This window comes from Pontixanthobacter gangjinensis, assembly GCF_009827545.1.
Classification (GTDB): Bacteria; Pseudomonadota; Alphaproteobacteria; order Sphingomonadales; family Sphingomonadaceae; genus Pontixanthobacter; species Pontixanthobacter gangjinensis.
Genome location: NZ_WTYS01000001.1, coordinates 2,587,118 through 2,612,016, shown reverse-complemented (window position 1 = coordinate 2,612,016; position 24,899 = coordinate 2,587,118). Strand labels below are relative to the sequence as shown.

At 51.1% G+C, this 24,899-nt stretch carries 29 protein-coding genes; 15 read left to right on the top strand and 14 right to left on the bottom strand.

What is annotated here, in order from left to right; translation table 11 throughout:
• Positions 1-343: 343 nt before the first annotated feature.
• Positions 344-703 carry a hypothetical protein gene (locus GRI36_RS12405; protein ID WP_160598739.1) on the bottom strand — a complete coding sequence of 120 codons (360 nt, stop codon included), beginning with the start codon at positions 701-703 and terminating at the stop codon, positions 344-346.
• Positions 704-1,029: 326 nt separating this feature from the next.
• Here GRI36_RS12405 and GRI36_RS12400 point away from each other — a divergent pair, with 326 nt between their 5' ends.
• Positions 1,030-2,451 (top strand): FG-GAP repeat protein, encoded by a 1,422-nt coding sequence (locus GRI36_RS12400; RefSeq protein ID WP_407985674.1) that lies wholly within the window; start codon positions 1,030-1,032, stop codon positions 2,449-2,451.
• A gap of 246 nt (positions 2,452-2,697) precedes the next feature.
• Here the strand turns inward: GRI36_RS12400 and GRI36_RS12395 are convergent, their stop codons facing one another.
• Positions 2,698-3,525: a class I SAM-dependent methyltransferase gene (locus GRI36_RS12395; protein ID WP_160598737.1), complete on the bottom strand. Its 828-nt coding sequence runs from the start codon at positions 3,523-3,525 to the stop codon at positions 2,698-2,700.
• Positions 3,526-3,640: 115 nt separating this feature from the next.
• Here GRI36_RS12395 and GRI36_RS12390 point away from each other — a divergent pair, with 115 nt between their 5' ends.
• The 5 genes from GRI36_RS12390 (at position 3,641) to GRI36_RS12370 (ending at position 7,389) form a co-directional block, all read left to right on the top strand.
• Entirely contained in the window at positions 3,641-4,357 is a 717-nt protein-coding gene (locus tag GRI36_RS12390; protein WP_160598736.1) for an IS6 family transposase, read from the top strand.
• A 452-nt stretch (positions 4,358-4,809) separates the two neighbouring features.
• Positions 4,810-5,433, top strand: a complete 624-nt coding sequence (locus GRI36_RS12385) for a hypothetical protein (protein ID WP_160598735.1) — start codon at positions 4,810-4,812, stop codon at positions 5,431-5,433.
• Entirely contained in the window at positions 5,430-5,690 is a 261-nt protein-coding gene (locus tag GRI36_RS12380; protein ID WP_160598734.1) for a helix-turn-helix transcriptional regulator, read from the top strand. Before GRI36_RS12385 ends, GRI36_RS12380 begins: the two co-directional genes overlap by 4 nt.
• Complete coding sequence (locus GRI36_RS12375) at positions 5,690-6,604, top strand: acyl-CoA thioester hydrolase/BAAT C-terminal domain-containing protein (protein ID WP_160598733.1); 915 nt, start codon at positions 5,690-5,692, stop codon at positions 6,602-6,604. The genes GRI36_RS12380 and GRI36_RS12375 overlap by 1 nt, the downstream gene beginning before the upstream one ends.
• A 68-nt stretch (positions 6,605-6,672) precedes the next feature.
• Entirely contained in the window at positions 6,673-7,389 is a 717-nt protein-coding gene (locus GRI36_RS12370) for an IS6 family transposase (RefSeq protein WP_160598732.1), read from the top strand.
• 112 nt (positions 7,390-7,501) lie between these two features.
• Here the strand turns inward: GRI36_RS12370 and GRI36_RS12365 are convergent, their stop codons facing one another.
• Positions 7,502-8,059: a TetR/AcrR family transcriptional regulator gene (locus GRI36_RS12365; protein ID WP_160598731.1), complete on the bottom strand. Its 558-nt coding sequence runs from the start codon at positions 8,057-8,059 to the stop codon at positions 7,502-7,504.
• 157 nt (positions 8,060-8,216) lie between these two features.
• Here GRI36_RS12365 and GRI36_RS12360 point away from each other — a divergent pair, with 157 nt between their 5' ends.
• From GRI36_RS12360 to GRI36_RS12340, 5 genes are all read left to right on the top strand, one after another.
• Positions 8,217-8,648, top strand: a complete 432-nt coding sequence (locus GRI36_RS12360; protein WP_160598730.1) for a hypothetical protein — start codon at positions 8,217-8,219, stop codon at positions 8,646-8,648.
• A gap of 37 nt (positions 8,649-8,685) precedes the next feature.
• Positions 8,686-9,165, top strand: coding sequence for a hypothetical protein (locus GRI36_RS12355; protein ID WP_160598729.1), 480 nt, complete (start codon positions 8,686-8,688; stop codon positions 9,163-9,165).
• 105 nt (positions 9,166-9,270) lie between these two features.
• Entirely contained in the window at positions 9,271-9,711 is a 441-nt protein-coding gene (gloA, locus tag GRI36_RS12350) for a lactoylglutathione lyase (protein ID WP_160598728.1), read from the top strand.
• A 129-nt stretch (positions 9,712-9,840) separates the two neighbouring features.
• The gene (locus GRI36_RS12345) at positions 9,841-10,053 is read left to right on the top strand and encodes a hypothetical protein (RefSeq protein ID WP_160598727.1); all 213 of its coding nucleotides are present in this window, start codon (positions 9,841-9,843) and stop codon (positions 10,051-10,053) included.
• Between the two features lie 69 nt (positions 10,054-10,122).
• Positions 10,123-10,539, top strand: a complete 417-nt coding sequence (locus GRI36_RS12340; RefSeq protein WP_235902480.1) for a GFA family protein — start codon at positions 10,123-10,125, stop codon at positions 10,537-10,539.
• A gap of 22 nt (positions 10,540-10,561) precedes the next feature.
• On the opposite strand, the gene GRI36_RS12335 is transcribed toward GRI36_RS12340, so the two are convergent.
• Positions 10,562-11,257, bottom strand: coding sequence for a glutathione S-transferase family protein (locus tag GRI36_RS12335; RefSeq protein ID WP_160598725.1), 696 nt, complete (start codon positions 11,255-11,257; stop codon positions 10,562-10,564).
• Positions 11,254-11,667 (bottom strand): hypothetical protein, encoded by a 414-nt coding sequence (locus tag GRI36_RS12330; protein ID WP_160598724.1) that lies wholly within the window; start codon positions 11,665-11,667, stop codon positions 11,254-11,256. The genes GRI36_RS12335 and GRI36_RS12330 overlap by 4 nt, the downstream gene beginning before the upstream one ends.
• Before the next feature lie 73 nt (positions 11,668-11,740).
• Between GRI36_RS12330 and GRI36_RS12325 the strand changes: the two genes are divergently transcribed.
• Together GRI36_RS12325 and GRI36_RS12320 are read left to right on the top strand one after the other, a co-directional pair.
• Positions 11,741-12,346 carry a TetR/AcrR family transcriptional regulator gene (locus GRI36_RS12325; RefSeq protein WP_160598723.1) on the top strand — a complete coding sequence of 202 codons (606 nt, stop codon included), beginning with the start codon at positions 11,741-11,743 and terminating at the stop codon, positions 12,344-12,346.
• Positions 12,347-12,543: 197 nt separating this feature from the next.
• On the top strand, positions 12,544-13,260 hold the full coding sequence (locus tag GRI36_RS12320; protein WP_160598722.1) for an IS6 family transposase: 717 nt from the start codon (positions 12,544-12,546) through the stop codon (positions 13,258-13,260).
• A 286-nt stretch (positions 13,261-13,546) separates the two neighbouring features.
• Here the strand turns inward: GRI36_RS12320 and GRI36_RS12315 are convergent, their stop codons facing one another.
• The 7 genes from GRI36_RS12315 to GRI36_RS12290 all read right to left on the bottom strand — a co-directional run bounded on the left by GRI36_RS12315 (position 13,547) and on the right by GRI36_RS12290 (position 18,773).
• Positions 13,547-14,794: an RHS repeat domain-containing protein gene (locus GRI36_RS12315; RefSeq protein WP_328598391.1), complete on the bottom strand. Its 1,248-nt coding sequence runs from the start codon at positions 14,792-14,794 to the stop codon at positions 13,547-13,549.
• Positions 14,795-14,891: 97 nt separating this feature from the next.
• Positions 14,892-15,080, bottom strand: a complete 189-nt coding sequence (locus GRI36_RS12310; RefSeq protein ID WP_160598721.1) for a hypothetical protein — start codon at positions 15,078-15,080, stop codon at positions 14,892-14,894.
• Positions 15,071-15,778: an RHS repeat-associated core domain-containing protein gene (locus tag GRI36_RS12305; RefSeq protein ID WP_235902259.1), complete on the bottom strand. Its 708-nt coding sequence runs from the start codon at positions 15,776-15,778 to the stop codon at positions 15,071-15,073. The genes GRI36_RS12310 and GRI36_RS12305 overlap by 10 nt, the downstream gene beginning before the upstream one ends.
• A gap of 208 nt (positions 15,779-15,986) precedes the next feature.
• On the bottom strand, positions 15,987-16,115 hold the full coding sequence (locus tag GRI36_RS13975; RefSeq protein ID WP_268893859.1) for a hypothetical protein: 129 nt from the start codon (positions 16,113-16,115) through the stop codon (positions 15,987-15,989).
• 303 nt (positions 16,116-16,418) lie between these two features.
• The gene (locus tag GRI36_RS12300) at positions 16,419-17,375 is read right to left on the bottom strand and encodes an RHS repeat-associated core domain-containing protein (protein ID WP_328598390.1); all 957 of its coding nucleotides are present in this window, start codon (positions 17,373-17,375) and stop codon (positions 16,419-16,421) included.
• Positions 17,376-17,502: 127 nt separating this feature from the next.
• A complete protein-coding gene (locus GRI36_RS12295; protein WP_160598720.1) occupies positions 17,503-18,030 on the bottom strand; it encodes a hypothetical protein in 528 nt (175 codons plus the stop codon).
• Positions 17,997-18,773, bottom strand: coding sequence for an RHS repeat-associated core domain-containing protein (locus tag GRI36_RS12290; protein WP_202392170.1), 777 nt, complete (start codon positions 18,771-18,773; stop codon positions 17,997-17,999). Before GRI36_RS12290 ends, GRI36_RS12295 begins: the two co-directional genes overlap by 34 nt.
• Here GRI36_RS12290 and GRI36_RS12285 point away from each other — a divergent pair.
• Positions 18,760-19,476 (top strand): IS6 family transposase, encoded by a 717-nt coding sequence (locus tag GRI36_RS12285; protein ID WP_160598719.1) that lies wholly within the window; start codon positions 18,760-18,762, stop codon positions 19,474-19,476. The two genes, GRI36_RS12290 and GRI36_RS12285, sit on opposite strands and share 14 nt — an antisense overlap.
• Before the next feature lie 1,163 nt (positions 19,477-20,639).
• A complete protein-coding gene (locus GRI36_RS12280; RefSeq protein ID WP_160598718.1) occupies positions 20,640-21,356 on the top strand; it encodes an IS6 family transposase in 717 nt (238 codons plus the stop codon).
• Positions 21,357-21,984: 628 nt separating this feature from the next.
• Here the strand turns inward: GRI36_RS12280 and GRI36_RS12275 are convergent.
• Positions 21,985-22,383, bottom strand: coding sequence for a VOC family protein (locus GRI36_RS12275; RefSeq protein WP_160598717.1), 399 nt, complete (start codon positions 22,381-22,383; stop codon positions 21,985-21,987).
• 993 nt (positions 22,384-23,376) lie between these two features.
• On the bottom strand, positions 23,377-24,852 hold the full coding sequence (locus GRI36_RS12270) for an alpha/beta fold hydrolase (protein ID WP_202392169.1): 1,476 nt from the start codon (positions 24,850-24,852) through the stop codon (positions 23,377-23,379).
• Positions 24,853-24,899 lie beyond the last annotated feature (47 nt).

The following is a 24,899-nucleotide window of genomic DNA, read 5'->3' as shown; positions in this document are numbered from 1 at the left end:
AAACTCCAAGGGAATGATGTGGAGATATGCCATATGTCTGGCAGAATGGTATTTTGGAGGTCTTTCCAGTTTAATTTATTGCTTCACTGAAAAAAATTTCAAACGGGAACCTACACTACTTCGTGTGTTGGAGATCTTGCACCTGCAAGCCCCTAGTTCAAACTAAATGGTTCTGCCTAATTAGGCCCACTCTGCAGCCAATCCTGCCAAACCTGACTGACTGCAACTGGGTCGTTAGCAGACAGGCTGTTTTTATCTGAAAGGCAGGATTAGCGGACTTTCCGCTTTTAGCGAAATGCTAGAAGCGGCCCAATGTCCGCTAATGGGTTGGACAGCGGAGATCTCAATAAACTTGCGCTTGTTGTTCCGTCAGCATCTGCACATATAATGGGTGGCCCTCATCCCTCGCCTTCTCGAAGACACAATGAATGGCGAGATCGTTTTCCGGGACGATCTTTATGAGCGCGAACGGCACTCCGTCGAGCCCATTCGATGGCTTGATGAAAAACTCCTTCGCGCCGCATTCTCGGAGCAATTGGCCACTCGTTGAAGCGATCTCTTCGATTCTCTCGATCTCTCCTTCCACATACGGTCGCTCCGACACTGCGAGGTAGGAATGCAGTTCGTCAGCCGGCACAATGAGCAAGCGAGCGAGCATAGCCGCAAGTGCAGAAACAGCTGCTCCGAGAGCAAACCAGATCAATCTTTGACGCCTCAAAACACTACCCTCTCGAAGCCTACCTGAGCGCAGCTCACCATTCAATCAAGGTAGCCCCTACATAACGTCGGCTCTTGGGTCGTTAGGGGAAAGTTCGCTTTCAGCGATGCACTGCCAATTGCAGACGGTCTGCAAACGACCCATTTGCGGACATTTATTTGCAGCCTCAATGGATTGGGCGATAATCTCGCTGCCGATGTTGTTAATCGAACGGCAAGTGAATTTTGCCGAACAAACTAGCTATCGTGTTCCCCACGGCCATAACATGCAGCATATGTGAGTATTATATCCAAAACGTAGGTGGTTTGAGCATGTACAGAAAGAGTGATCGCATGCGAAATGTGACAAGACTGCTGTTATTAAGTGCCGTACTATCGGCCCCAACTATCGGGAACAGTGCCACCGAAACCAATAATTGCGAAACTATCGGAATCAACCGAACCAAAAAAGCGCCTCTAATTGACGGTCATGTCCGCCCGGTTTTGCCGTCTCATGCTCCAGCCCCTTCCTTCATCTGGCCTGCGCAAAACAAAATTCATTCTGCCGACGGAGCTCCAGGGGACTTCTTCGGTTTTAGCGTTGCGATATCCGAGGATACGGCGATAGTCGGGGCCTTTCGAGCCGATGACGAAACTAAGGGCGTAGATACGGGCGCTGCGTATATTTTCACTCGCTTCAAAAACACTTGGCAACAGCAAGCCAAACTCACCGCTCATGATGCCCAGGCGGGTGATACGCTTGGAGGGAATGTGGCGATTTCGGGCCATATCGCGATTGCGGGTGCCATTGGCCATGATCAAAACGGCGATAATGCCGGGGCGGTCTATGTGTTCGAGCGCTCGGGTCACGCTTGGCAGCAACAGGCCAAACTAACGGCGTCGGACGGTGATGCGGATGATGCATTTGGGCAGAATGTCGCAATTTTTGGCGAAACGATTGTGGTCGGAGCACCGCATGATGATGATAAGGGCGATGGCTCGGGGGCCGTTTATGTGTTTACTCGGAACGGAATGGTTTGGGACCAGCAGGCTAAGCTTACCGCTTTAGATGGAGCAAGTGGCGACCTGTTCGGCATAAGCGTGGCACTTACATGCGATACGGTCCTGATTGGCGCCGATCTGAACGACGAAAGGGCCACCAACGCAGGTGCCGCGTACGTGTTCATTCGCTCTGGAGATAATTGGGTTCAGCAAGCTAAACTTACGGCTTCAGACGGCGCAGAGACTGATATTTTTGGTGTACGTGTCGCTATGTCTGGTGACACCGCTCTGATCTCAGCACGGCGAGATGATGACAAGGTTATGGGCGTAGATGCGGGCGCTGCATATGTATTTACGCGGAATGGAACGATTTGGCACCAGCAAGCAAAGCTGGTTGCTCCAGACGGCGAAGCAGATGATAGATTCGGACGTGACGTTGCGCTCCACGAAGACACAGCACTAGTTGGCGCAATGCATCAAGATGATCGAGGTGATGATTCCGGCGCTGCCTATGTGTTCAAACGCACTGGCAACTCTTGGACACTGTTGACCAAGTTAACGGCTGACGATGGTGCATCCGGCGATTTGCTGGGTTGGAGCGTCGCAATGTCTCACAAGAATGCGTTGATCGCAGCGGTTCGAAATGAGGACCGCGGCAGTGAATCAGGCGCGGCCTACATATTTAATTTTGATCGTAAAAACACCTCTGCGTCTCCAAGCAGCATTGAGAAGATCGTGAAACACAATGAATAATGCAGGCGTCAAAAAGGACCGGGCGAAGATCATGATTCTAGCGTTACTATAAGTCTGGGAGCGATCCCGATTCGAACATATGATACTGTTTCCCATAATGTCCGCTATTGGGTCGTTAGCTGGCGGTCCGCATTTGTGTGCGAGGCGCGGAAAGCTGCCAATCTGCTTTTGGCGAAGTTCGAGGCGCTGCTAAATGGCCTCAATTGGGGTGGGAAGCGGACATTGGAGCACTATCGTCAGAGGCAACTATCCTAATCGGAGAATGAGCTCTGTGGGTGCAATCCGTCCATTCGAAATATTGCTGACCATGTTAGCGAGCTTCGTTGGAAAGTCGGCTCCCATGAGAATATGCAACCCGACTGCTGGTAAGCCATCGGCCCCACTGCGTAGCTTCTGCTCGGCAAAAAATTCGAGCGCTGTTGTCGTCTTGTCGCGACTTGAAACTTCCGCAAATCCCGCTTGAACCGACGCCTCTCGATATGTTTGAAGGTCCACAAGAAAAGAGTTCTTCCCGATGCTTGCCCACGGAACCGGCAATGAGATCGGCTCAGCTCCAACTTTCATGATGTCGTAAATTGCGAATAGACCATTAGGGCGCAGCACGCGTGCGGCCTCATCCAAAAGTGCGGACTTATCGGGGATGTTCATGCCAACATGAAGCATCAAGGCAGCATCGAAACTGTCATCATCGAAGGGTAGATTAAGCGCGCTGGCAGTTTGGAAGTCGGTCGCATCGTCCATGCCGACTAACTTGCTCAAGGCTATCGCTGTGGAGGTGTATTCTGGCGTTAGGTCCACGCCTGTAACGTGTGCTCCCGTTTCTCCCGCAACGAAACGGGCGGTGCCACCAATGCCGGAACCAATATCAAGAACCTTCATCTCTGGTTTTAGTTCAAGTTGATCGATCAATGCAGTCGTCGCTGAAATTCCACCGACGTGAAATTCGTCAACTGATTTCAAATCCCTTGGTGTCGCAGAAGCGGGCGAAATCCCCATTTCATTGAGCGCTTCAAGAATCCGTTCGAGCAGCCTACCGTTGGCATAATGTGCAGATACTTCAGCTTCGAGTGCCATTTGAATTACTCCAGAACCCGCACTCTGGTAGCACAAGCTTGACAACAGTCGGAAGGGTGCTGTCAAAGCAAATGCACTTGATTGAAATCGCGGGCTGAACGGGTAGGGCAGGGCGATGCCAAGGCCATCCAAGTCAGTCAGTCCGTTTCGCTATTTCAACTCATCTCCCGAGATTATCCGCCTGGTCGTGATGATGTACGTGCGTTTCCCGCTGAGTTTGCGGAACGTTGAAGACTTGCTGTTCGAGCGCGGGATTGACGTTTGCCACGAGACGGTGCGACTGTATTGGAACCGTTTTGGACCGATGTTTGCAGCAGACATTTGGTGCCAGCGCATCAGCCGGATGAAAGGCTTTCGTCATTGGCGCTGGCACCTTGATGAGGTGTTTGTGAAGATCAACGGCGAGACCCACTATTTGTGGCGTGCGGTCGACCAAGAATGCGAGATCCTCGAGAGCTACGTGACCAAAAGGCGCGACAAAAAGGCAGCTCTACAGTTCTTGAAGAAGGCACTAAAGCGGTACGGTCAGGCGGAAAGGATCATCACCGACGGGCTCAAATCGTACCCTGCAGCAATGCGTGATCTTGGCAGCCTCGATCGCCAGGAAGTGGGGCGGTGGAAGAACAACCGAGTCGAAAACTCGCACCAACCGTTTCGACGACGAGAGCGAGCGATGTTACGGTTTCGACAAATGAAATCGTTACAGAAGTTCGCTTCGCTCCACGCCAACCTCCACAATCACTTCAATTCACAGCGCCACCTGATCGATAGACAAACTCACAAGACTGCCCGCTCGGCCGCCCTGGCTGAGTGGCAAAACCTTATGGCCTGAGTCATGCCGGGGAAGGGGATAGCTACGCAAATCGGAGACTAGTTGCGATTGAACTGACAGCACCAGCTGACCTGCCAAACACCAATGACATCAATAGCTTCACCACTCCGGCGGGGATCAATGATACAAGTGCTGATGCAATTATGATGGCAACGAAGAGCATGATGGATCCGCATTTTCTAAATTTCAGGTCTGGTTGCGTGGATCATAGTTCGCATTGGTAAACGGCAGAGGAATGCTCACAAGAACAACCGTCCGCAAAGACCGCGCCGCCGCTATTGTCTCTGCAAACCGCGCTTCGTTTACGATGACTGTCAGCGCCAACTGGCGTGGGAAGCTAACTTTCGGAAGCTGTGATCTGAACGCCCACTTCAGGGCAATTTGACTTATTGCTTGATGTCTGGTTCACCAGACACTATGTCCTGTAAACCAGACAAGGAATAGATTAGCTAATGCCAAGAAGTATCATTGCCATATGCGGTGCGTTAGTAATCGGATCTCTGCTTGCACTAGCGTCCCTCCAGTTGAATTTCCCGACTGGCTGGATCGGCGCGCTGGTTCTCGTCGCATGGACTATGTGGGCATGGCGGCGATGGGCAAAACTAGAAAAAACAACCGGATTGGAGCCGAGTGCCCCTGAGAGAAATGTGCGTTTTTATGCTATTGGGACTGCGCTGCTTTTTGGGCATCAGGTCGTGACGCTCGCCTATCCGGACATAGACTTCCACGTCGGCCAAGGGACTTATCTCGCGATAGATTCATGGACAATACTAGCGGCGATGATTGGCGTGAGCTTTGTAGTGAGCAAGGCAGGCAGTAACCGCGATGAGCGCGACGAAACGATTATCGCGCGTGGGACAAAAGCGGGCTTTGTATCCTTGATCGCAGGTCTGGTCGTATTTTCGTTTGTTATGGGATTTCTCCCGCCAATTCAGGGAAAATCGCTGACACTCTTCATGGCCGCCAATATCCAGATTGCGATAATCGTCGCGTCTTTATTGATCAAATATGTAGTCCAATTGATTGAATATGCCCGAGATACCGATGCCAATAACGCCATAGGTCCTGTCGAATGACTACCCTTCAGATAGGCAATAACATTCGGCGGTGCCGCTTTGACCAAGCCGAAATGACCCAGGCGCAACTCGCCCAAATCGTGGGCGTCACACGCCAAACAATTGTGGCCCTAGAAACGGGCCGATATGCCCCATCTCTGGAACTGGCCATGAAATTGGCAGCTGCATTTGGATGTAGTGTCGATGAGCTGTTTTTCTGGAAAGATATGGAATTGGGTCACGCTGCTGCTCAGGCCCGAACCGAAAAGGATTCATGATGACCAAGTCAATCAAGTTGTTAAAATGGGTAGGTATTTCGATATCTGCGCTAGTCGTGCTGGCAATTGGTTCCTACGCCTATTTGCTGCTCAGCTTTGATGATCAGACGCTGCCAGAAAACCATGGCAAAGTTAATACAGAGCTCTTTCTGGGAGAGGGCGACAACCAACCTCTGATCGTCGGTTTCGGCGGGTCCGAAGGCGGCAATGCCTGGGCAAGCGACTTTTGGAAGGGGCAGCGCGACGAGTTCATCGCGCAGGGGTACTCATTCCTGTCGGTGGCGTATTTTGGTGAGACGGGGACGCCGCAAAACCTAGACCGCATCGCTTTGGAGGGCGTCCACCAAGCAATCCGGGAAGCCGCCAAAAATCCCAAGATTAACGGGAAATGCGTCGCACTGATTGGCGGTTCCAAGGGCGCAGAGTTGGCTCTGCTGCTTGGAAGCTACTATCCCGACATCGATGCTGTCGTGGCGATAGTGCCTGGAAATGCAGTGTATCCAGCACTCACCATTGCGATGAACACTCCTTCATTCACCTTGGACGGGAATAACCTGCCGTTTGTGCCAGTCCCGTCAAGCGCGACATGGCCGCTAATTAAGGGTGATCTAAGGGCCACTTGGGAAGAGATGCTAAAAGATCAAAAGGCCGTGGACAGAGCTTCGATCGCGGTCGAGAAAATCAATGGCCCGGTTTTTTTCTTATCGGCGACTAAAGATGAAGCTTGGCCTTCAACAGAGATGTCTGCCTCGATGGAGCAGCGCCTCCAGAAGAACGGATTTGCACACCATTTCGAACATCTTGCAATCGAAGGCGGGCATACTGCGCCGCTTGATCACTTCGATGCGGTCGAGCGTTTTCTTGCCACCAACTTTCTGCAAGGTAACTCAGCTGATTGTTCGAAATCGTCATAAGTCCCAAAGGCACTGTCAGAGCAAATGCACCGGCTAGCGTATCGCGCCTGATCAGCTAGGGCAGGGCGATGCCCAGACCCAAGAAGCCAGCGAGCCCATTTCGCTATTTCAACTCCTCGCCCGAGATTATCCGGTTGGTCGTGATGATGTACGTCCGTTTCCCGCTGAGCTTGCGGAATGTCGAGGATCTGTTGTCGGAGCGCGGTATCGACATCTGCCACGAGACGGTCCGGCATTGGTGGAACCGGTTCGGCCCTCTGTTCGCTGCCGATGTGAAGCGTCAACGGATCAGCCGAATGCGGGGTTTTCGCCAATGGAAATGGCACCTCGATGAGGTCTATGTGAAGATCAATGGTGAGATGCATTACCTGTGGCGAGCGGTCGACCAAGAGGGCGAGATCCTCGAGAGCTACGTCACCAAGAGACGAGACAAGAAGGCGGCGCTGCGCTTCCTGAGGAAGGCGATGAAGCGGCATGGTCAAGTGGAGCGGATCGTTACCGACGGGCTCAAATCATACCCTGCAGCGATGCGTGATCTTGGCAATCTCGATCGCCAAGAAGTAGGGCGGTGGAAGAACAACCGAGTCGAAAACTCGCACCAACCGTTTCGACGACGAGAGCGAGCGATGTTACGGTTTCGACAAATGAAATCGTTACAGAAGTTCGCTTCGCTCCACGCCAACCTCCACAACCACTTCGACTCGCAGCGCCACCTCGTCGATAGACAAACTTACAAGTCCGCCCGTTCAGCCGCCCTGGCTGAGTGGCAAAATCTTATGGCCTGATCCATGTCGGGGAAGGGGAGAGCTTTGCAAATCGGAGACAAGTTGCAGTTAGACTGACAGCACCATTTCACACCACCTGTCTTGAAATACAATTCGCCTTGCTAGGAGCTGCTCAAGTTCGCTTCGCAGCGTCCAATATTTTGTCTGATAATGAAGGGCTGTTCACAGCGCGTGCCAGTGTGACACCGCCAATCAAACTGCTGAGATAGGACCATGCATTTGCGAGTCGTTCCGGTTTGCTTGCCCCATCCATCTTATCCGCGACCAAACCAGCAATTGCTTGCATCTTCTGTTCGTAGAGCGCGCGTGTTTTTTCGCTAGCGCGAACAACTTCTGGAGAAAACGCTGCCATAGCGCATCCGCCGGACAGATTATCGCGGTGCGCTTTGCCAAGATAATAGTTTGAAAATTCCGTCGTCCAATCATCGCCATGCTTCAATTGAAACTCGGGAACGGCTGCAATGACTTCGTCAAGGCCAGCTATAAGCGCGGCCTCAAATGCCGCCGCCTTCGAGCCAAAGTGTGCGTAGAACGCCCCGGATGTAACGCCAGCCCCCTTTGCAAGCCCGTCAACTCCGATCCCATCGTATCCCTTACTGCGGAAACCACGACCTGCCGCGTCCAGGATCCGGCGCCTTGTTTCCAGCTTACGCTCATCCTGCTTCGTCAAACTCAATTCCTTATCGGTTCCAAAAATATATATAACGATCGTTATATATGTCTTGACGGCATAGCGATCGCTATATATCTGATCCTCACGGATTTTATATAACGATCATTATATAAATGCAAGGCTTAGGCGCTTTGCTGACCGATCAAGGAAAAATATGCCTTACCTTCAGATTATTACTTCACAAGATTCGCTGGACAAAACAGCGCAGGGAGCGCTGGTTTCTCGTATTTCCAATGCGATTCTAGAAGCCGAGTGCGCCGAAATTGATGATGCCGCTGCGCAAGCACTTGTCTGGGCGCATTACTTTGAGCTTCCGCAAGACGCTATTTATGTTGGTGGGAAAGTCATCGACGCACCGCCTTTACGCATCGCCATACACACTCCTGAAGGCGCGCTCACTGATATCACCCGAGGGAGGCTTATCAGCGCAATTGGCAAGATTGTCGATGATATCGTCGGGCCAGTGGAGGGGCGTCTGAACCACTGGACGATGCTCTACGAAATTACCGACGGCAACTGGGGGGCGGGGCAGGTTCTGCGTTTGCCCGATATCCAGTCTGCAATGAACATTAAGCAAGCCGCTTAATCCAAGCGGACTCTCACAAAGATAAAAAGGAAGACCAATGCTCAAGAAAACTACAATCGCACTAGTTGCCGCGTCCATTTTGGCTGCCAGCTTTACCTCAACCGCCCATGCAAAAAGCTGCATGGCTATTGGCGGCGTCGCGATCCCTCACTTCTACGCCGAAGGAGAAGGTAAACCGATGATTATTTCTGCTGCCCTTACAGGGAGTGTCCAAAATGCTGCTGGCAAAATTACGGCGCAAAGGGAGACAGCCACCGGCCTCGAAATGGATATGGAACATTATTTCGGCCGGGATGACGGCGGCGCGTTTCAGACCAAGGACTTGGGCGTGCTCACGGCCATTCCGGGAAAACCAGGTCGGTATATGATCGAGATTACCTACCATATCCAAGACGACGTAACCCGCGGAACGCTTGAGGGTTATACTGGCCAGTTCAGCAGTTACGGACTCGTCGATCTGCGAGACCCCGACAATCTCGTTGGTCTTGTCCGCTACACCGGCTCGATTTGTAAATAGCTCTGCTGGCCCGCCCACCCCCATTGGGCCACGTAGAAGCTATCGCTGGCGGGTGGCCTGGTGCCGCTCGCCAGTTTTTGGCCCCCTCGCACACTGAGAAAATTCATGAACACTTCAATCGAACCTTCCGCTCTCCCGTCATCAATCCTGTATACAATGGTCCGAGTCAGCGACTTAGACCAATCCATTGCGTTTTACCGGGATGCGCTTGGCATGCGCGAACTGCGGAGGGAAACGTTCACTAACGGCCGCTTCACATTGGTATTTATGGGGTACGCTAACGATTGCAATGGACCTATGATCGAGCTGACCTGGAATTGGGATGCCGAAGAATACTCCCATGGAAGCGGATTTGGGCATGTGGCTCTGGGGGTCGCTGACATTTATGGGGCCTGCGAACGGCTGAAGGGCATGGGAATTGCGATAACACGCGATGCCGGGCCCATGACGCACGCAGTGGATGAAACTGGATACCGCGAGGACATCGCATTTCTTGCAGACCCGGACGGATACAAGATCGAGTTAATAGGGATACCCGCTGCATAGCTAGTGGGCGGAGGCATCCACTGCTGCGCTCGCAGACAATCCGGTTCAAATGTTTGTACGCCCAGGGAAAGCACCCGTCCTAGATTTTCGCTCGTAAAGTCGCCGAAGTAGATATCGAAGGAGAGGCTGATGCGGTTTGATCTGGCTGACAAGCCCGTAACCGATTCACGTGGTTTTTCTTGGGAAAACGGCGGCAAAAAACCGCATTTCAGAGTGGTAAGTATAAATCACGAGGAAGGTCATATCGCCAAACGGCACCATACCCTCCTGGTTTTGCTTCATTGGATACTAGATCTAATGATTATCGCAGAGATTGGTCGGGTTCCAAATTTCTATCATTGACCCCTAGATGGCGATTGCAGGAATGGGCGTCAAAGTGATCGCCGATTTAGTGAATGGAGCCAATTGAATATGAACGATAAGTCGAACAAAATTAAAGGGAATTGTCTATGCGGGTCAATCTTGTTCGAGATCGTTAATGATTTTGCCAAACTTTATTTTTGCAACTGCAATCAGTGCAGAAAAATAACTGGTTCGGCTTTCGCATCGAACCTTTTCATTGATGTTGAAAGCTTCGATTGGCTGGCTGGTTCTGATGGTATCGCAATCTACAAAGTGCCGAACAGAGACATCGCGAAATCGTTTTGCCGAAAATGTGGTTCCGGTGTTCCGTGGCCCAGCAGTGACGGGGCAATGATGATCGTGCCAGCGGGCTGCCTCAATGGAGAGCCGGAGGTGAAGGGTAAGTTCAGGATATTCACAGCTGAAGAACCGCGTTGGTCAACAGATTTTGAACTGGCAAGGGCGCATCAGGAATTTCTCGATTAGATGCATCTTACCTTCTCAATATTTAAGCTGAACCATCAACCGATAACGATGACTTCAACTGACTTAACATGAATTTCAGATACCGACTTTCTTGGGAGGATAGAGCCTTTGACGTCTCTCGCGCCTTCATCTGGGAGTAGTGCCCCATCAAGTAGGGATAGCTCACTTGTTCTGGTAGTTGCCCAGCATGGTCGAGGTTGGCGAGTTGTGCGTAGACTGCAATATCTGCAACTGTCAGCCGGTTCTCAGAGAAATACTTTTTACCGGAGATCTCGCTTTCAAGATATTGGAATCGAACGGGCAGTTTGTTTCTGACCGCCTCTTCGATCATTTGAGTATCGATTGGCTCGCCGCGCATCTGATTGATAAATGTCGGTCGGAAAACACCTTGGCTAATGTCTCCAAACAGTGCGGTATCGGCATATTCCTCAATCCATAGGGCATAACCAAGTGCTTTCGGTTCGGTCGGAATAATTGTGCCGTTGGGACTAGGGAATGCCGCATCGAGATATGCTGCGATTGCGGAGCTATCGTTGAGCCGGAATGCACCATCTGTCAGAATCGGAATGCGTTTCAGCGGGCTTATCGATTCAAAATGATCCGGTGGATTGTAGGGGTTTATGTCCTTGCTCTCGAAAGAAATCCCTTTCTCCATTGCGACGAGTGTTACCTTGCGCGTGAAAGGTGACAGTGGCGATCCGTGAACAACCACACTCATTTTGATACGCCGCCATTCTGTGAAAGCGCACGCCATCCGAGCAGCAGAAGCCCTGCAATGATCGTAACTCCGACCACCACAACGCTTATGCCGCCAATTGTGAAATTGGTGCCGTCAGAATGAACCATCGACCCTCCATAAAGAGGCCCAGCAGCCCATGCGGTCAAGAAGGATGCGCTCAAAATCAATCCAAGGACAATCCCCAGCCGTGGAGCGATGCGTTTCCAAACCAATATAAATGCCAAGATGGAAATCGCAGCGTTCGCGATAAGTTGCCAAGCCTCATGAAGACGCGCGTGGCTAGGCCATTCGGGATTGAATAGATGCGAGTTACTGATTTCCATAAACGGTATCACGGCAGACAGCACGAATGCACAAAGAGCGACGGACAAGAGTGTGATCTTCGGCATTCGGTGGCCTCTTTTCGCTGTGACATTGACAGTGTCTATATTGACTATCGAATTGACGGCGTCAATATGAGTTATGCCTAAAGAGAAACCCTTCCATCACGGCGACCTGAAACGCGTTCTATTTGAAGTAGCCCTGAAGCTTCTTGACAGGGATGGAGTGGAAGGCGTGACTATCAGAGCGGTAGCTCGCGAAGCCGGGGTCTCCCATGGAGCTCCCGTCAATCATTATCGGGACCGGAGGGCGTTGTTGACTGCGCTTGCGCAGAGACAATTTGAAACAATCCGGAGCTCCGTTGAAGACGGTCTCACCGCGGCAACTGTAGGTTCCAATGCTTGGATTGAGGTGTTCGGCAATACATTATTGGATTTCGGCTTCGAATATCCACACCGCTACAAGCTGTTGTGGCGCGGTGATTTGATCGATCTAAACGATCCCGACCTTTCAAGAATTATGGATCAAATCTATGCCCAACTCTGTGATCAAATCGAGCGATCTATGCCACAGGTGGAGTTTGATCGGGACACCGTGGCTGTAGCCTTCTGGTCTATGATACATGGATATCTGGACATGAGGCTTTCAGGGATGTTCGTCCCGCTTGATGATAAAGTGACAGGCAAGCCGCGAGAAACAGCACTTCTCGACCTTTTTAAAATGCTCGCGCCTCGAAACGGCTCTTGATGCTTCCTTCGGGCACTGTCAGAGCAAATGCACTTAATTGACGGCTGAGGCACTTAGGGTAGGGCAGGGCATGCCTAGACCCTGGAAACCAGCCAGCCGGTTTCGTTATTTCAACTCTTCGCCGGAGATTATCCGCCGGTGCTGTCAAAGCAAATGCACCTGATTGAAAATCGCCGCTATTTGGGTAGGGCAGGGCGATGCCCAGACCCAACAAATCAGCCAGTCCGTTCCGCTATTTCAACTCTTCGCCAGAGATCATCCGGCTCGTAGTGATGATGTATGTCCGCTTTCCTCTGAGTTTGCGGAACGTTGAAGATCTACTCTTCGAGCGCGGGATTGACGTTTGCCACGAGACGGTGAGGCTGTGGTGGAACCGTTTTGGTCCGATGTTTGCTGCCGATATCCGGCGGCAACGGGTAAGCCGAATGAAAGGCTTTCGTCATTGGCGCTGGCACCTCGACGAGGTGTTTGTAAAGATCAATGGCGAAACCCATTACTTGTGGCGGGCGGTCGATCAAGAAGGCGAAATCATCGAAAGCTACGTCACGAAGAAGCGGGACAAGAAGGCGGCTCTGAAGTTCCTTCGCAAGGCGTTGAAGCGGCACGGTCAGGCGGAAAAGATCGTGACCGACGGGCTCAGATCCTACCCCGCTGCAATGCGAGATCTAGGAAATCTAGACCGGCGCGAGATGGGGAGATGGAAGAACAATCGGGTTGAGAACTCGCACCTACCATTTCGACGACGAGAACGAGCGATGCTGAGATTTCGGCAGATGAAATCGTTACAAAAGTTCGCATCGCTCCACGCCAACATCCACAATCACTTCAACTCGCAGCGCCACCTCATCGATAGACAAACTTACAAGACCGCTCGCTCAGCCGCATTGGCTGAGTGGCAAAACCTTATGGCCTGAAGAATGTTGGGGAAGGGGAGAGCTTTGCAAATTGGAGACAAGTTGCAGTTAGACTGACAGCACCGCTCCGGTGGTTGCCATGCCGCCGCAATCGCAGGACCTTGGGCCGAGGGAGGAATTGCCCCGGTCGGATTACAACCCCTATGGCGGGGCTTCGCTCAGGGATGATCGAGAGGGGCGTTAGCCCTGACATTCAGGATCCAATTAATACTACAACTTGCAACACGATCTATTTCTAAAAATCAAGCCATCCAATTTGACAAAATCTTTGTTCGTCATCATCCCGCTATTTTTTTGAAATCTCACCCATCAAGCGCCATACAACATTGGCAAGAATCATCACCATCATAAACCAAACAATTATATTTACAACTTTCTCATAATTATCAAATCCTCCGAATGTGAAGCAGATGAAACAGCCGTGGCTAATCGAATAAAGCAAAATGAAAGCGCCTACGGCCAAAATAAATAGATAAATAGTAGCTTTCATATTATTGCCCTTTTTGTGCCTTATTATACGCATCTCTAGACGGGCCATCAAAAAATGAGGGCGTACATGCGCCACTTGCAGGAGGGGGGCGCAGAGGCGAATTTCAAATCCCATGAGAATTAGTCCTGTTGCAAAAACCGGACCGAGCATGCCACAATACACGCTGAGTGGAAATTCTACGTTCTTTTGACATTCATTCCACAGATCTCCTGCCAATTTTGCATCACAGGCTTCCTTACTTTTATCAGACCTCGTGTAGCACTCGTCATGCTTTCTACACGCCTCAGCCCAAGCACCATCGGGAACCCACTCTGACCCTTTGGAACCACAATAATCTTTAGGGTTAGCGTCACCGCCTCCACCTCTTCCCAGTCCATCTCCTCCCAAACCAGCGAGCCCAGCAGCGTCATCCACGCCGCAACCAGCACTATACTCTACAAACTCGCTGCCAGGAATTTTCTCAATATCTCCGTTACTGTAGTGCCATTCCCAAAACCCCGTTTGTTTAGTGCACCCGGCCCCGCCAAGACCTGCCATCCCAGTCGGATCCACCATATTCACTGGATCATTGCCGACATAGGCATAGATATTCATCCCATTGGAATACCCAATCAGATCGGTCTGCATAAACCGGCCCAGCGTCGGTGAGTACATGCGGGCTTTGTAATAATACATTCCCAGCTCCGGTATCCAAGTCTGCCCTGTATAGCGGAACCGGCCAAGATTGTTAATTCCACTGCTTGAGCCCGGTATGCCGTAGGCATCGTAGCTGCCCAATGCAGTGACCGTGCCGTCGCGCTTCACCTCTTGCACAATCGAGCCAAGCCGGTCGGCATAGAGGTAATGCGCGTCGTTTCTGGCGGTGCTGCTGCCGGGATAGCGGATCAGCGGATCATCGCCTGCGCCGGGACCGTGGATGTAACGCTGCAGCTGAGTGCCGGTGGCATTGTATTCGCCAATCAGCGCATCGCCATCATATCGACGATACGTGAGCATCCGGGGGATGATTGCAAGCGAGGAGACAGCGAGTAATTTTGCTGCCACTGTCAGTCAATCAATCAAATAATCGTAATATTCGAATATTCATACCGAATTTCGAACATTGTTATTTTACAAATCAACTAAATCAATCTTCAAAGATTTAATCTAATTCTTTCTTTTGTATAAAATACAAAATTAAATTCATCACCGCAATCGCAACCATCCATATACGATAAACATCTATGGCAGGATCAAGGCTATAGCCCATCACATCGAACAAAACCAAAAGCATGCCTGGCAACGTCAGGCACAACAAAATCGCTAGATAGTTTCTTTGCTTCATTTGCATATATTTGCCTTTTTCAATTTTATGAATTCAAGGCGATCGTCAATGGCAGATACGTATTCAACATAATGCTGCTGCCACGCAGCAAGCGAAAAACCGACACCAATGTCACCCCCAATTATACCACTAATTGCCAATGCCGAGCCTCCAGATGCAAACCCAGCAACCGCAGTACCAAATGCAGCAAGTGGCACGCCAACACGAACCATGTCGTCAGCATTATTTTGATAGGTCCCACGATAAAGCTTTAGATTTGCTACATCATCCCAACCACCGCGATCAGACACCCTTCCAGGAAGCTTTCGCCTCGCAGCAGCTGATGCAGCCCTTTTCCTATTGCAATATTCTTCTTGTTCGGGAGAGATATACTCCCCACTAGTACCTTGCCCAGTTCCTGTCGGTTGCCTCCCATCCTGCAACCCTACGAAATCCGGCAAACAGATCTCAAGTTGGTGTCTATCTATTCGGTCTATTTTCTCTCCACTGTCATGCCTCCCATTACCATTGGAATCATAAATCCAGTAGATCTTGGTCGTGTGAGTTTTGCAGTTGGTCGCGATCGTCCCAGTCGGATCCACCATGTTCACAGGATCATTGCCCACATAGGCATAGATATTCATCCCGTCGGAATACCCAATCGGATCGGTCTGCATAAACCGGCCCAGCGTCGGTGAGTACATGCGGGCTTTGTAATAATACATTCCCAGCTCCGGTATCCAAGTCTGCCTGTATAGCGGAACCGGCCCTGATTGTTAATTCCGCTGCTTGCGCCGGGAATACCATAAGCATCGTAGCTGTTGATTGCGGTGACCGTGCCGTCACGCTTCACCTCTTGCACAATCGAGCCAAGCCGGTCGGCATAAAGGTAATGCGCATCATTTCTAGCTACGCTGCTGCCGGGATAGCGGATCAGTGGATCAGTGGATCATCGCCTGCGCCGGGGCCGTGGATGTAACGCTGCAGCTGGGTGCCGGAGGCATTGCCAGTCGCGCCTATGGTAAGCGCCGAAAGCCTATCAGCTATGCCCAAAATAGCCAATTGCCCGTCCGATAACGCGGAAGCAGTTGCTACACCTGCAGGCGGAATTGCAGTAGCAGCACTTAATCATCTTCCTGCCCTGCTCACGTCGCGACTCAAAGAAACTAATCAGCGTCAAGCATTCTCATTTCGATCGGGAATCGAGTAAATCGAGCCTCAGCGAAAAAGACAACAGCGCGACAAATGTGATTATAAAAAATATATCAGAACCACGAAAATTGCCATCCTCTAAGTACAAAAATATCAAACCTCCAAAATTCACCGTAGCCAACGAGATGATCGCGAATTTCAATTTTTCCATTATCATTCAACACTATGGGAGGCTGTACAGCCTCTAACTTGATACGATACTTGTGTTATTGCCGAGATTGCTGTCCACTTTCCAGAATCAAGGAGCAAGAACGGTCGTGCGGCTTTGACCACACTTGGTAGTTTTATGCTAGTTTTGGAAGAAATATCCAGGCCAAAAGCTGCCGCAGCTTCTGTCGCCGCGATTGCACTCGCGCCCGAAGACGCTTCAGCACTGGCGTCGCATTTTTCTTCTTCAGTAATCTGCTCCTGTAGGCATGCTCTGCCACCACAACCTGGCAACCCAGAATCAACTTTTGCTCTAGCTCGCGCTTTCAGCTCGTCAGCCCTACTCAAAAACCCTCCGTACCTTCTGTTCTTGTCGGACGCATTTAATGGGTCGTAAACGCACCTCCATTCTGTTCTAGAGATATTCTTACCTACCGTAACTCTAACTTTAAAACAGATGTGATCGCCCACTACTGTGCCAGCAAGGCCGCTCGGATCCACCATATTCAAAGGATCATTGCCAACATAGGTATAGATGTTCATCCCGTCGCTATACCCGATCGGATCGGTCTGCATAAACCGGCCCAGCGTCGGTGAGTACATGCGGGCTTTGTAATAATACATTCCCAGCTCCGGTATCCAGGTCTGCCCAGTATAACGGAACCGGCCCAGATTGTTAATCCCGCTGCTTGCGCCCGGTATGCCATAAGCATCGTAGGTGTTTATCGCGGTGACCGTGCCGTCGCGCTTCACCTCTTGCACGATCGAGCCAAGTCGGTCGGCATAAAGGTAATGCGCATCGGTTCTGGCGGTGCTGTTGCCGGGATAACGGATCAGCGGATCATCGCCTGCGCCGGGGCCGTGAATGTAACGCTGCAGCTGGTTGCCCGAAGCATTATATTCGCCAATCAGCGCGTCGCGATCATAATGGAAACGGGTGATGTTGCTGCCGCTGTCGGTCACCTGATACAGGCGGCCAAAGGGATCATAACGGCGGAATGCCAGAAAGAAGGAAACGAGCGAGACGGCTCACGCGAGCAATATCGTCAAAACGGCTAGCGGTGTCAAATTAGTTCACTGTCACGCTAATTCAATAATTCGCTGTCATCGTAGCCCCTGTTAATCGATCCAACTCAACGATATTTAGAGCTTTGTTTGACGATCGCCAATAAGAAATTTCGTAATCGGGGAATGGCGCGCCATCCATACTATCGCATTCAAATGATGACACGCCATTTAATTTGGGATCGTATGAAAATAGACAATCATATTCAGAATTTCTTGATTGTATCTTAAAATTCTCACCCAATTCTGTCGCGTTTTTCAATACCTTTCTACTAACTTCGAGAAAAAATGGACCCGCGAAGCAGATCTTATCGTGATTTGAACAGTTTACCAATTTCCCGTCAATCTCCGATTCTGCGTCCATATCATCCACCCAGTAAGATGCGTCACTGGTTCGAATACCTATGCCAAGTGATCCTCGCTTTGCCTCAAAAACAGTCCAGCCCTGATCGACTCGAGAATAAGACGTGCATCCCGATAATAATACAATACATGATACCGCAAATAAATTCAGCATAATCAACACTTCTTGAACACCATATATGCGATACATCCGTCGCCTCCTAACCCACCTTCTTTGAGCAATCCTTTAGCTTTACCGTCTAACCAAGAATGATTCCAATACAGGCGCCAGGGGGCGTTGCTCGCTCCCCAATAACTATAATTCGTATGTAACGATTCGTGTAGTATCAATCGAGCTGCGTCAGATGCGTTCTTCTTCCAAAATGAAAATTTAGTATTGAGCGCTATCCTACTGCCATCACTCCAAGCTGCAGGCTCGTCCTTCTTATAACCAACCCAAATCCCTTTCACTTTACTCCAATCATATCCCGCGTCAGAAAATACAGCGCCGGCGAATTGGCCAATTATGTAAGCCCAATTCCGAGAGTTTTCACTTCCCTGTCCGCTAGCAGGCTTTGCAAAGCCAGTGATATCTTTATGTCTAGTCCCGAGTATAAACCCACGAAAAGCTCTGCCCAATGCAATCTTATCGGCGCCGGAAATGTCGTCTTCGTCGGCGTCTCCATCCCCGTCTCCGTCAACCAAAATGCATTTCCGAATGCGGCTGCCCGGGGGAATAACACAGACTTTTGCCAAACCCGTTGGATCGTTAAAGTTTAATGGATCATTCCCGACATAAGCAAGTTGATTCATCCCATCAGAATACCCAATCGGATCGGTTTGCATAAACCGGCCCAGCGTCGGTGAGTACATGCGGGCTGGTGCTGTCAAAGCAAATGCACCTGATTGAAAATCGCCGCTATTTGGGTAGGGCAGGGCGATGCCCAGACCCAACAAATCAGCCAGTCCGTTCCGCTATTTCAACTCTTCGCCAGAGATCATCCGGCTCGTAGTGATGATGTATGTCCGCTTTCCTCTGAGTTTGCGGAACGTTGAAGATCTACTCTTCGAGCGCGGGATTGATGTATGCCACGAGACGGTGCGGCTTTGGTGGAACCGGTTCGGTCCGCTGTTCGCTGCAGACATTCGCCGACAACGGGTTAGCCGGATGAAGGGCTTCCGGAACTGGCGCTGGCACCTCGATGAGGTCTTTGTAAAGATCAACGGCGAGACGCATTACTTGTGGCGGGCGGTGGATCAGGAAGGCGAGATCCTCGAGAGCTACGTCACGAAGAAGCGAGATAAGAAGGCTGCATTGCGGTTTCTGAAGAAGGCACTGAAGCGGCATGGTCAGGCGGAGAAAATCGTGACCGACGGGCTTCGGTCCTATCCAGCTGCGATGCGTGATCTCGGGAATGAAAACCGCCGCGAGATGGGAAGATGGAAGAACAATCGGGTCGAGAACTCGCACTTACCGTTCCGGCGACGAGAGCGCGCAATGCTCAGATTTCGGCAGATGAAGTCGTTACAGAAGTTCGCTTCGCTCCACGCAAATGTTCACAACCATTTCAACTCCCAACGCCATCTAATCGACAGACAGACTTACAAGACCGCCCGCTCTGCCGCATTGGCTGAGTGGCAAAACCTTATGGCCTGAAATATGTTCGGGAAAGGGAAGTGCTATGCCAATCGGAGACAAGTTGCGATTAGACTGACAGCACCCGCATAATCATTCTCCTCAAAGAATGTCTGCTGCCGCCCATTCCCGCGCTGTGTCACATGGTGCGGAATTCCTGGAAGGACAACTCGGGGTAGACGGGCCATGAGCGATCTTTCAACACAATTGGTGAAGCTGCCACCATGAGTAGAAATTAGGGGTTAAGTAAAGTGTCACCGTAATTCCACCGTAATCCTTAATTTCTAAGGTTTTTTCGGCGCTGACTTAAGATAATATACGCTCCAATAATATTAGATGCATAAAGTCCCGCTAACGCAACAGAAAATAGAATGTCGCTCAAGAATGCATTAGCCATAAGTTGCGAAAGATTACTTGGATGACCTGCAGAAGACCAAATTTCATATACTCCGAAAGTGATTACGATAGATATTATCAAAGAACTTACAATGATATATAAAGGTCTTATTCTAGAGTTCACAAAAACTGATAAAATGAAAGCAACATACAAGAAAAGATACAAAACCACTCTATATGGATAACCGTTTTCGGGAATTCCTTCCCTGATTCTACCTATATACCCAAATATTGATACAGCAGCTATGGCGATAGATGCTAGATAGAATATGCGGAAAATAATTTTTATAGATGTGTTCAGCATAATGACCTTTAGTATGAAAACTCTTCCCAAGCAGATAACTTGTGCCCGCCTAAGTAACGCCTTTGGAAAAACACAAAACGGCCTCTTGATCCGCTTGCCCTTTTTGCTGCTTTATCCTCTGGACTAGCCTCGGACCTGAGCGGAGTGTAGCTTGGGCGGAGCCCAAGCAGCACTCGAGCTTCCGAGGCCATTGTATCATCAGCCCCCATTCCACTATGAGTATGCGCTGATCTATAATGAGTCATGCCGAATTTTTTAGATGTCATTTCAACCGACCCATGTTTCCCCTTGTGCACAAAGGCCCATATCGAGTCATCTTGATCTGAAAAAAATATGTTAGCGCCGAATTCTATCTCAAGGCCTGACTCGTCTGTTTTAGATTGAATCATTCGATCCGTTAGCTTTTCAATTGAAGCCACTTGATGGCATTGTCAGAGCAAATGCACCGGCTAGCGTATCGCGCCTGATCAGCTAGGTTAGGGCGATGGCCAGACCCAAGAAACCAGCTAGTCCGTTCCGATATTTCAACTCATCGCCTGAGATCATCCGCCTGGTCGTGATGATGTACGTCCGCTTCCCTCTGTCGCTGAGAAACGTGGAAGATCTGTTGTCCGAGCGTGGAATCGACATCTGCCACGAGACGGTCCGGAACTGGTGGAACCGATTTGGTCCGCTGTTCGCCGCCGATGTGAAACGCCAGCGGATCAGCCGGATGCGCGGTTTCCGCCAATGGAAATGGCACCTCGATGAGGTCTATGTGAAGATCAATGGTGAGATGCACTACCTGTGGCGAGCGGTCGACCAAGAGGGCGAGATCCTCGAGAGCTACGTCACCAAGAAACGAGATAAGAAGGCGGCGCTGCGCTTCATGAAGAAGGCGATGAAGCGCCACGGCTCGCCTGCTGAGATCGTCACCGACGGACTGCGTTCCTACAAAGCTGCGATGGATGATCTTGGTAATGACGATAAGCAGGAGATCGGCCGCTGGGCCAATAACAGGGTGGAGAATAGCCACCTGCCGTTTCGACGACGAGAGCGCGCGATGCTCAGATTCCGACAGATGAAATCGTTACAAAAGTTCGCTTCGGTTCACGCCAATGTCCACAACCACTTCAACTCCCAGCGCCACTTCGTCGACAGACAAACCTACAAGACCGCCCGCTCAGCCGCATTGGCCGAGTGGCAAAATCTAATGGCCTGACTATTGTTGGGGCAGGGGAGAGCTTTGCAAATCGGAGACAAGTTGCGATTAGACTGACAGCACCCTGCCACGCAACGCGAATGGAAAAATTCTCAAGAAAGATTTGAAGACAAAGTTCGAGTAGCACTGAAGGAGCAGCCTCACGCCAAAGCGTCTCCGATCGATCACGGTGACGCTTATAATTTGGTGAGAAACAGACGTTCACAAAATTATTTTGGGTCATTCGGGCCGGCCCTTAATTGACGCTTTCCATACGAGTGTCCACTTTGATTTTCGTTGGACTTAGCCTCAACTAGATGCTCGACTTCAATCTAAGAGGGCCTTTACATAAACCGCTTTACGATTATTGGTTGGCTGCTTTACGACCCAATCGAAGACATTTGGTGCCGTGCGCGAGACGCCCAATAGCGGACCGTTAGTAATCCAACTCCAAGCCGCTTTCTGAATGTCCGACTATGGGTCGTTAGCTGACCAGCCGCTTTTGTCTGAAACGTAGGGTTCGCCGCCGGTCCGCTTCTAGCAAAATCCTAGGCGCTCTGAATGTCAGCTTATGGGGTGGAAAGCGGACATTCGCGGGATCGCATGATCGAGGTCCGCTAGGTTTAGAAGCAGACCCGTGCCGGACGGATCAGGCAGGAAAATGAATTCCGCACAGTTTGTTGCCGTCGGGATCACGAAAATAGGCCAGTTCGATGGTGCCCATGGAGGCAGTTGCGCGCGGTCCTGGCGGAGCTTCGATCGAGGTTCCGCCAGCGGCAACGGCGGTATCGTGAAGCTGCTTCACCTGCTCGGACGAGTCGCAGGAAAAGGCGACTGTGCTGCCGTTGGCGACGCTTGCCGGTTCGTCGTTGATCGGCTGGCTGACGATGAAGTTGGTTCCGTTGCCGTTATTGTAGATCAGACGGGTATGGCCGCTGTCGGCGATGTTCCGCGTCCCTTCCCCTGCACCCAAGGTGCCGAGCACTGTGTCGTAGAAGCGCTTGGATCGTTCAATGTCGTTCGATCCGACCATGGTGTGAAAAAGCACGCATACTCTCCTGAAGGCTGATCGACTTCCGATCGCCATTACCGGTCTCACCTAACAGGCACGTAACCCGCAGTCACCCCCGGCCCTCGGAATGTCCGCAATTGGGTCGTTAGCAGAATGTCGGCTTTTATCTGAAACGTAGGGTTCGCCGCCAGTCCGCTTTTGACAAAATACAAGGTCGTGCTGAATGTCCGTTATTGGGGTGGGAAGCGGACATTAGCTTTTTCGCCTACTCCTCCAGTCATTGCAGACAGCTACAGTGGCACTGAGCGCAACCAACACAACGAAAAATAAAGTAAGCCGCCACCACTCCACCTCACCTGAAAATAGCATCGCTAAACGAGATGGACGGGTGGAAATAGCTGCGCCGAGACCGAGAATGGCCCATCCAAGCGTGGGGAATGCAATGCGATGAACTAGCGAGGGCGACACATCACGCGGGCGCGACGCTTTAGTTCTCCGCTTCTTCGACTTGCGAGGCATCCCCCATGTCTAGGTCAGCAATACAAAATCCGCAACTGGGTCATTGGCCGACGGGCCGCTCTCAGTGCCGAAACCTAACTAGCTGCCAGTCCGATAGCGGCACGCGCTATATGACCGTACAGCGGCTGTTTCTGGGGTGGAAAGCGGACTATTCCATCGGACCGAAAATAGCGCCAGTGCAGTAGCTACCTCTTGTTTCCCAGCGTCCGCCAGCGTCTAGGCATGCATCAATGTCTGACTGGCCTCTAAGCCACCATCCAACGTATACTGCGGCGATTGTTATGACCACAACCGCCAAATATTGTCTCATCCGCATACATAGAGATTACACGTAGAAGCAAAGGCCGCAAATGGGTCGTTAGCTGACCAGCCGCTTTTGTCTGAAAAGTCGGATTAACGGCCAGTCCGCTCTTGGTTCAATGTCCAGCGCTACTGAATAACTGCAATTTGAGTGGAAAGCGGACGCTTGACCTCCCGTCTCGTCAAGCGGCGACGGTAGCTGGCGCTCCGTTATCTCAGCATGCTGAAGCCAGCAGTCATTAGATCTGTAAGCGAGAAATCAATTTCGCAACCATCTACATTCTTGCCTCGCATAAACTCCTGAATGGTCTCGGTTACTTCAGGCGATGCCATAAACAGATTGTGGCCAACATTGTGAATTGTCACTGCTTGCGCGTTTGAAAACCCTGCCACAGCTTCGCGCTGACTTTCCAGATACGTGCGACCATCCAGAGTGCCACTCAATAGAAGGAGGGGCACGTCAGAAACGGGATTGGTACGAAATTCAGCTTCGAGAACGAGCGAAGGATCGACATCTTCGAGTTCGACCGGCTGGTTCAAAAATGGGCCCAGTAATGATGTTCTCGCTTGGGACTGGATTAGCGCCCGCCGGTTCGAATCTGTGCCAGACGCAATGTCCATGAGCACAGACATCGGTCGCATTGAAACCTGATCCGAGCTGTCAACGAAATATGGCGCCACCGCGCTGAGTATCGAAGTATCACCTTTGTCCAGTCCGGCGTAGATCTGCAAGAGCAGGCTAAGCGGGACCGGATCGGAAATGGCACCAGACGCAGCCTGCTGCATATCACGACGCTGCCACAAGTAGTCTTTCACCGTCCCATTACGCAGCGAGACTGAAAGCATGATCGGTTCGCGATCTAGCTGGTCGTGCACGCGGCGTATCATGGCGATGATGTCCGGAAATGCCTCGCGGGTCTGTGGTTGGGTGTTGATGGCCTGCTGCACGCGAGTAAAATATTCGTCGGTGCGTGCTGGCAGTTTGATGGTTTGATCGAGTCCCTCCGCGCTTGCGATTACGACTCTTTCGATGCGATCTTCCATCTCTTTGACCGCAGCCAGCGCTAAGTGGGATCCATAAGAAATGCCCCACAGAGTAAGCTTTTCCGCTCCAAGATGGACCCTGAGCGCTTTGAGATCTGCAACGCTCTCAAGAGTGTTGTAGCCGCCGACATCGACACCTTCTTCCGACCAAAAGCCCAAGCACTCCCGCAGTGCTGCTTTTTGAATCGTAAGGTAGGCTTCGTCCGGGATCACAGTCGTTGCAGGCAGCGTCTGCGAGGAAACACAAGTGGGCAGATCGTTGGACGCGCCTGTGCCACGTTGATCAAAGGCGATCACATCTCCAAATTCGAGCATGGCCATGAAGAGGTCGAACCTTCGACCTTTGGCAGTAGCGATACCTGATCCTCCGGGGCCACCAGCAAGATAGACGATCGGGGAACCCGGTTTGTCCCCTGTCGCCGCGAACCGAACATACCGCAGCGTCAATGTCCTGCTATCTGGGTCAGTACGGTTTTCTGGCACACTGAAACTGCCTTCTAACGCCTCAACAGTTTGCCCGGCATCGGATGTGAAACTTACGGCTTTCTCCTGAAGCGGGAAAGAGTGAGCATCAGACTGCGCCAAGAGCGGAGTTGAGCATCCAAGAAGAAGCATAGGCAAGAGCGCAGTCCTGAGTTTCATAATCACTACCAATTATTGTCAGAGAAGGTGCCAGAGATCTAAGGCCT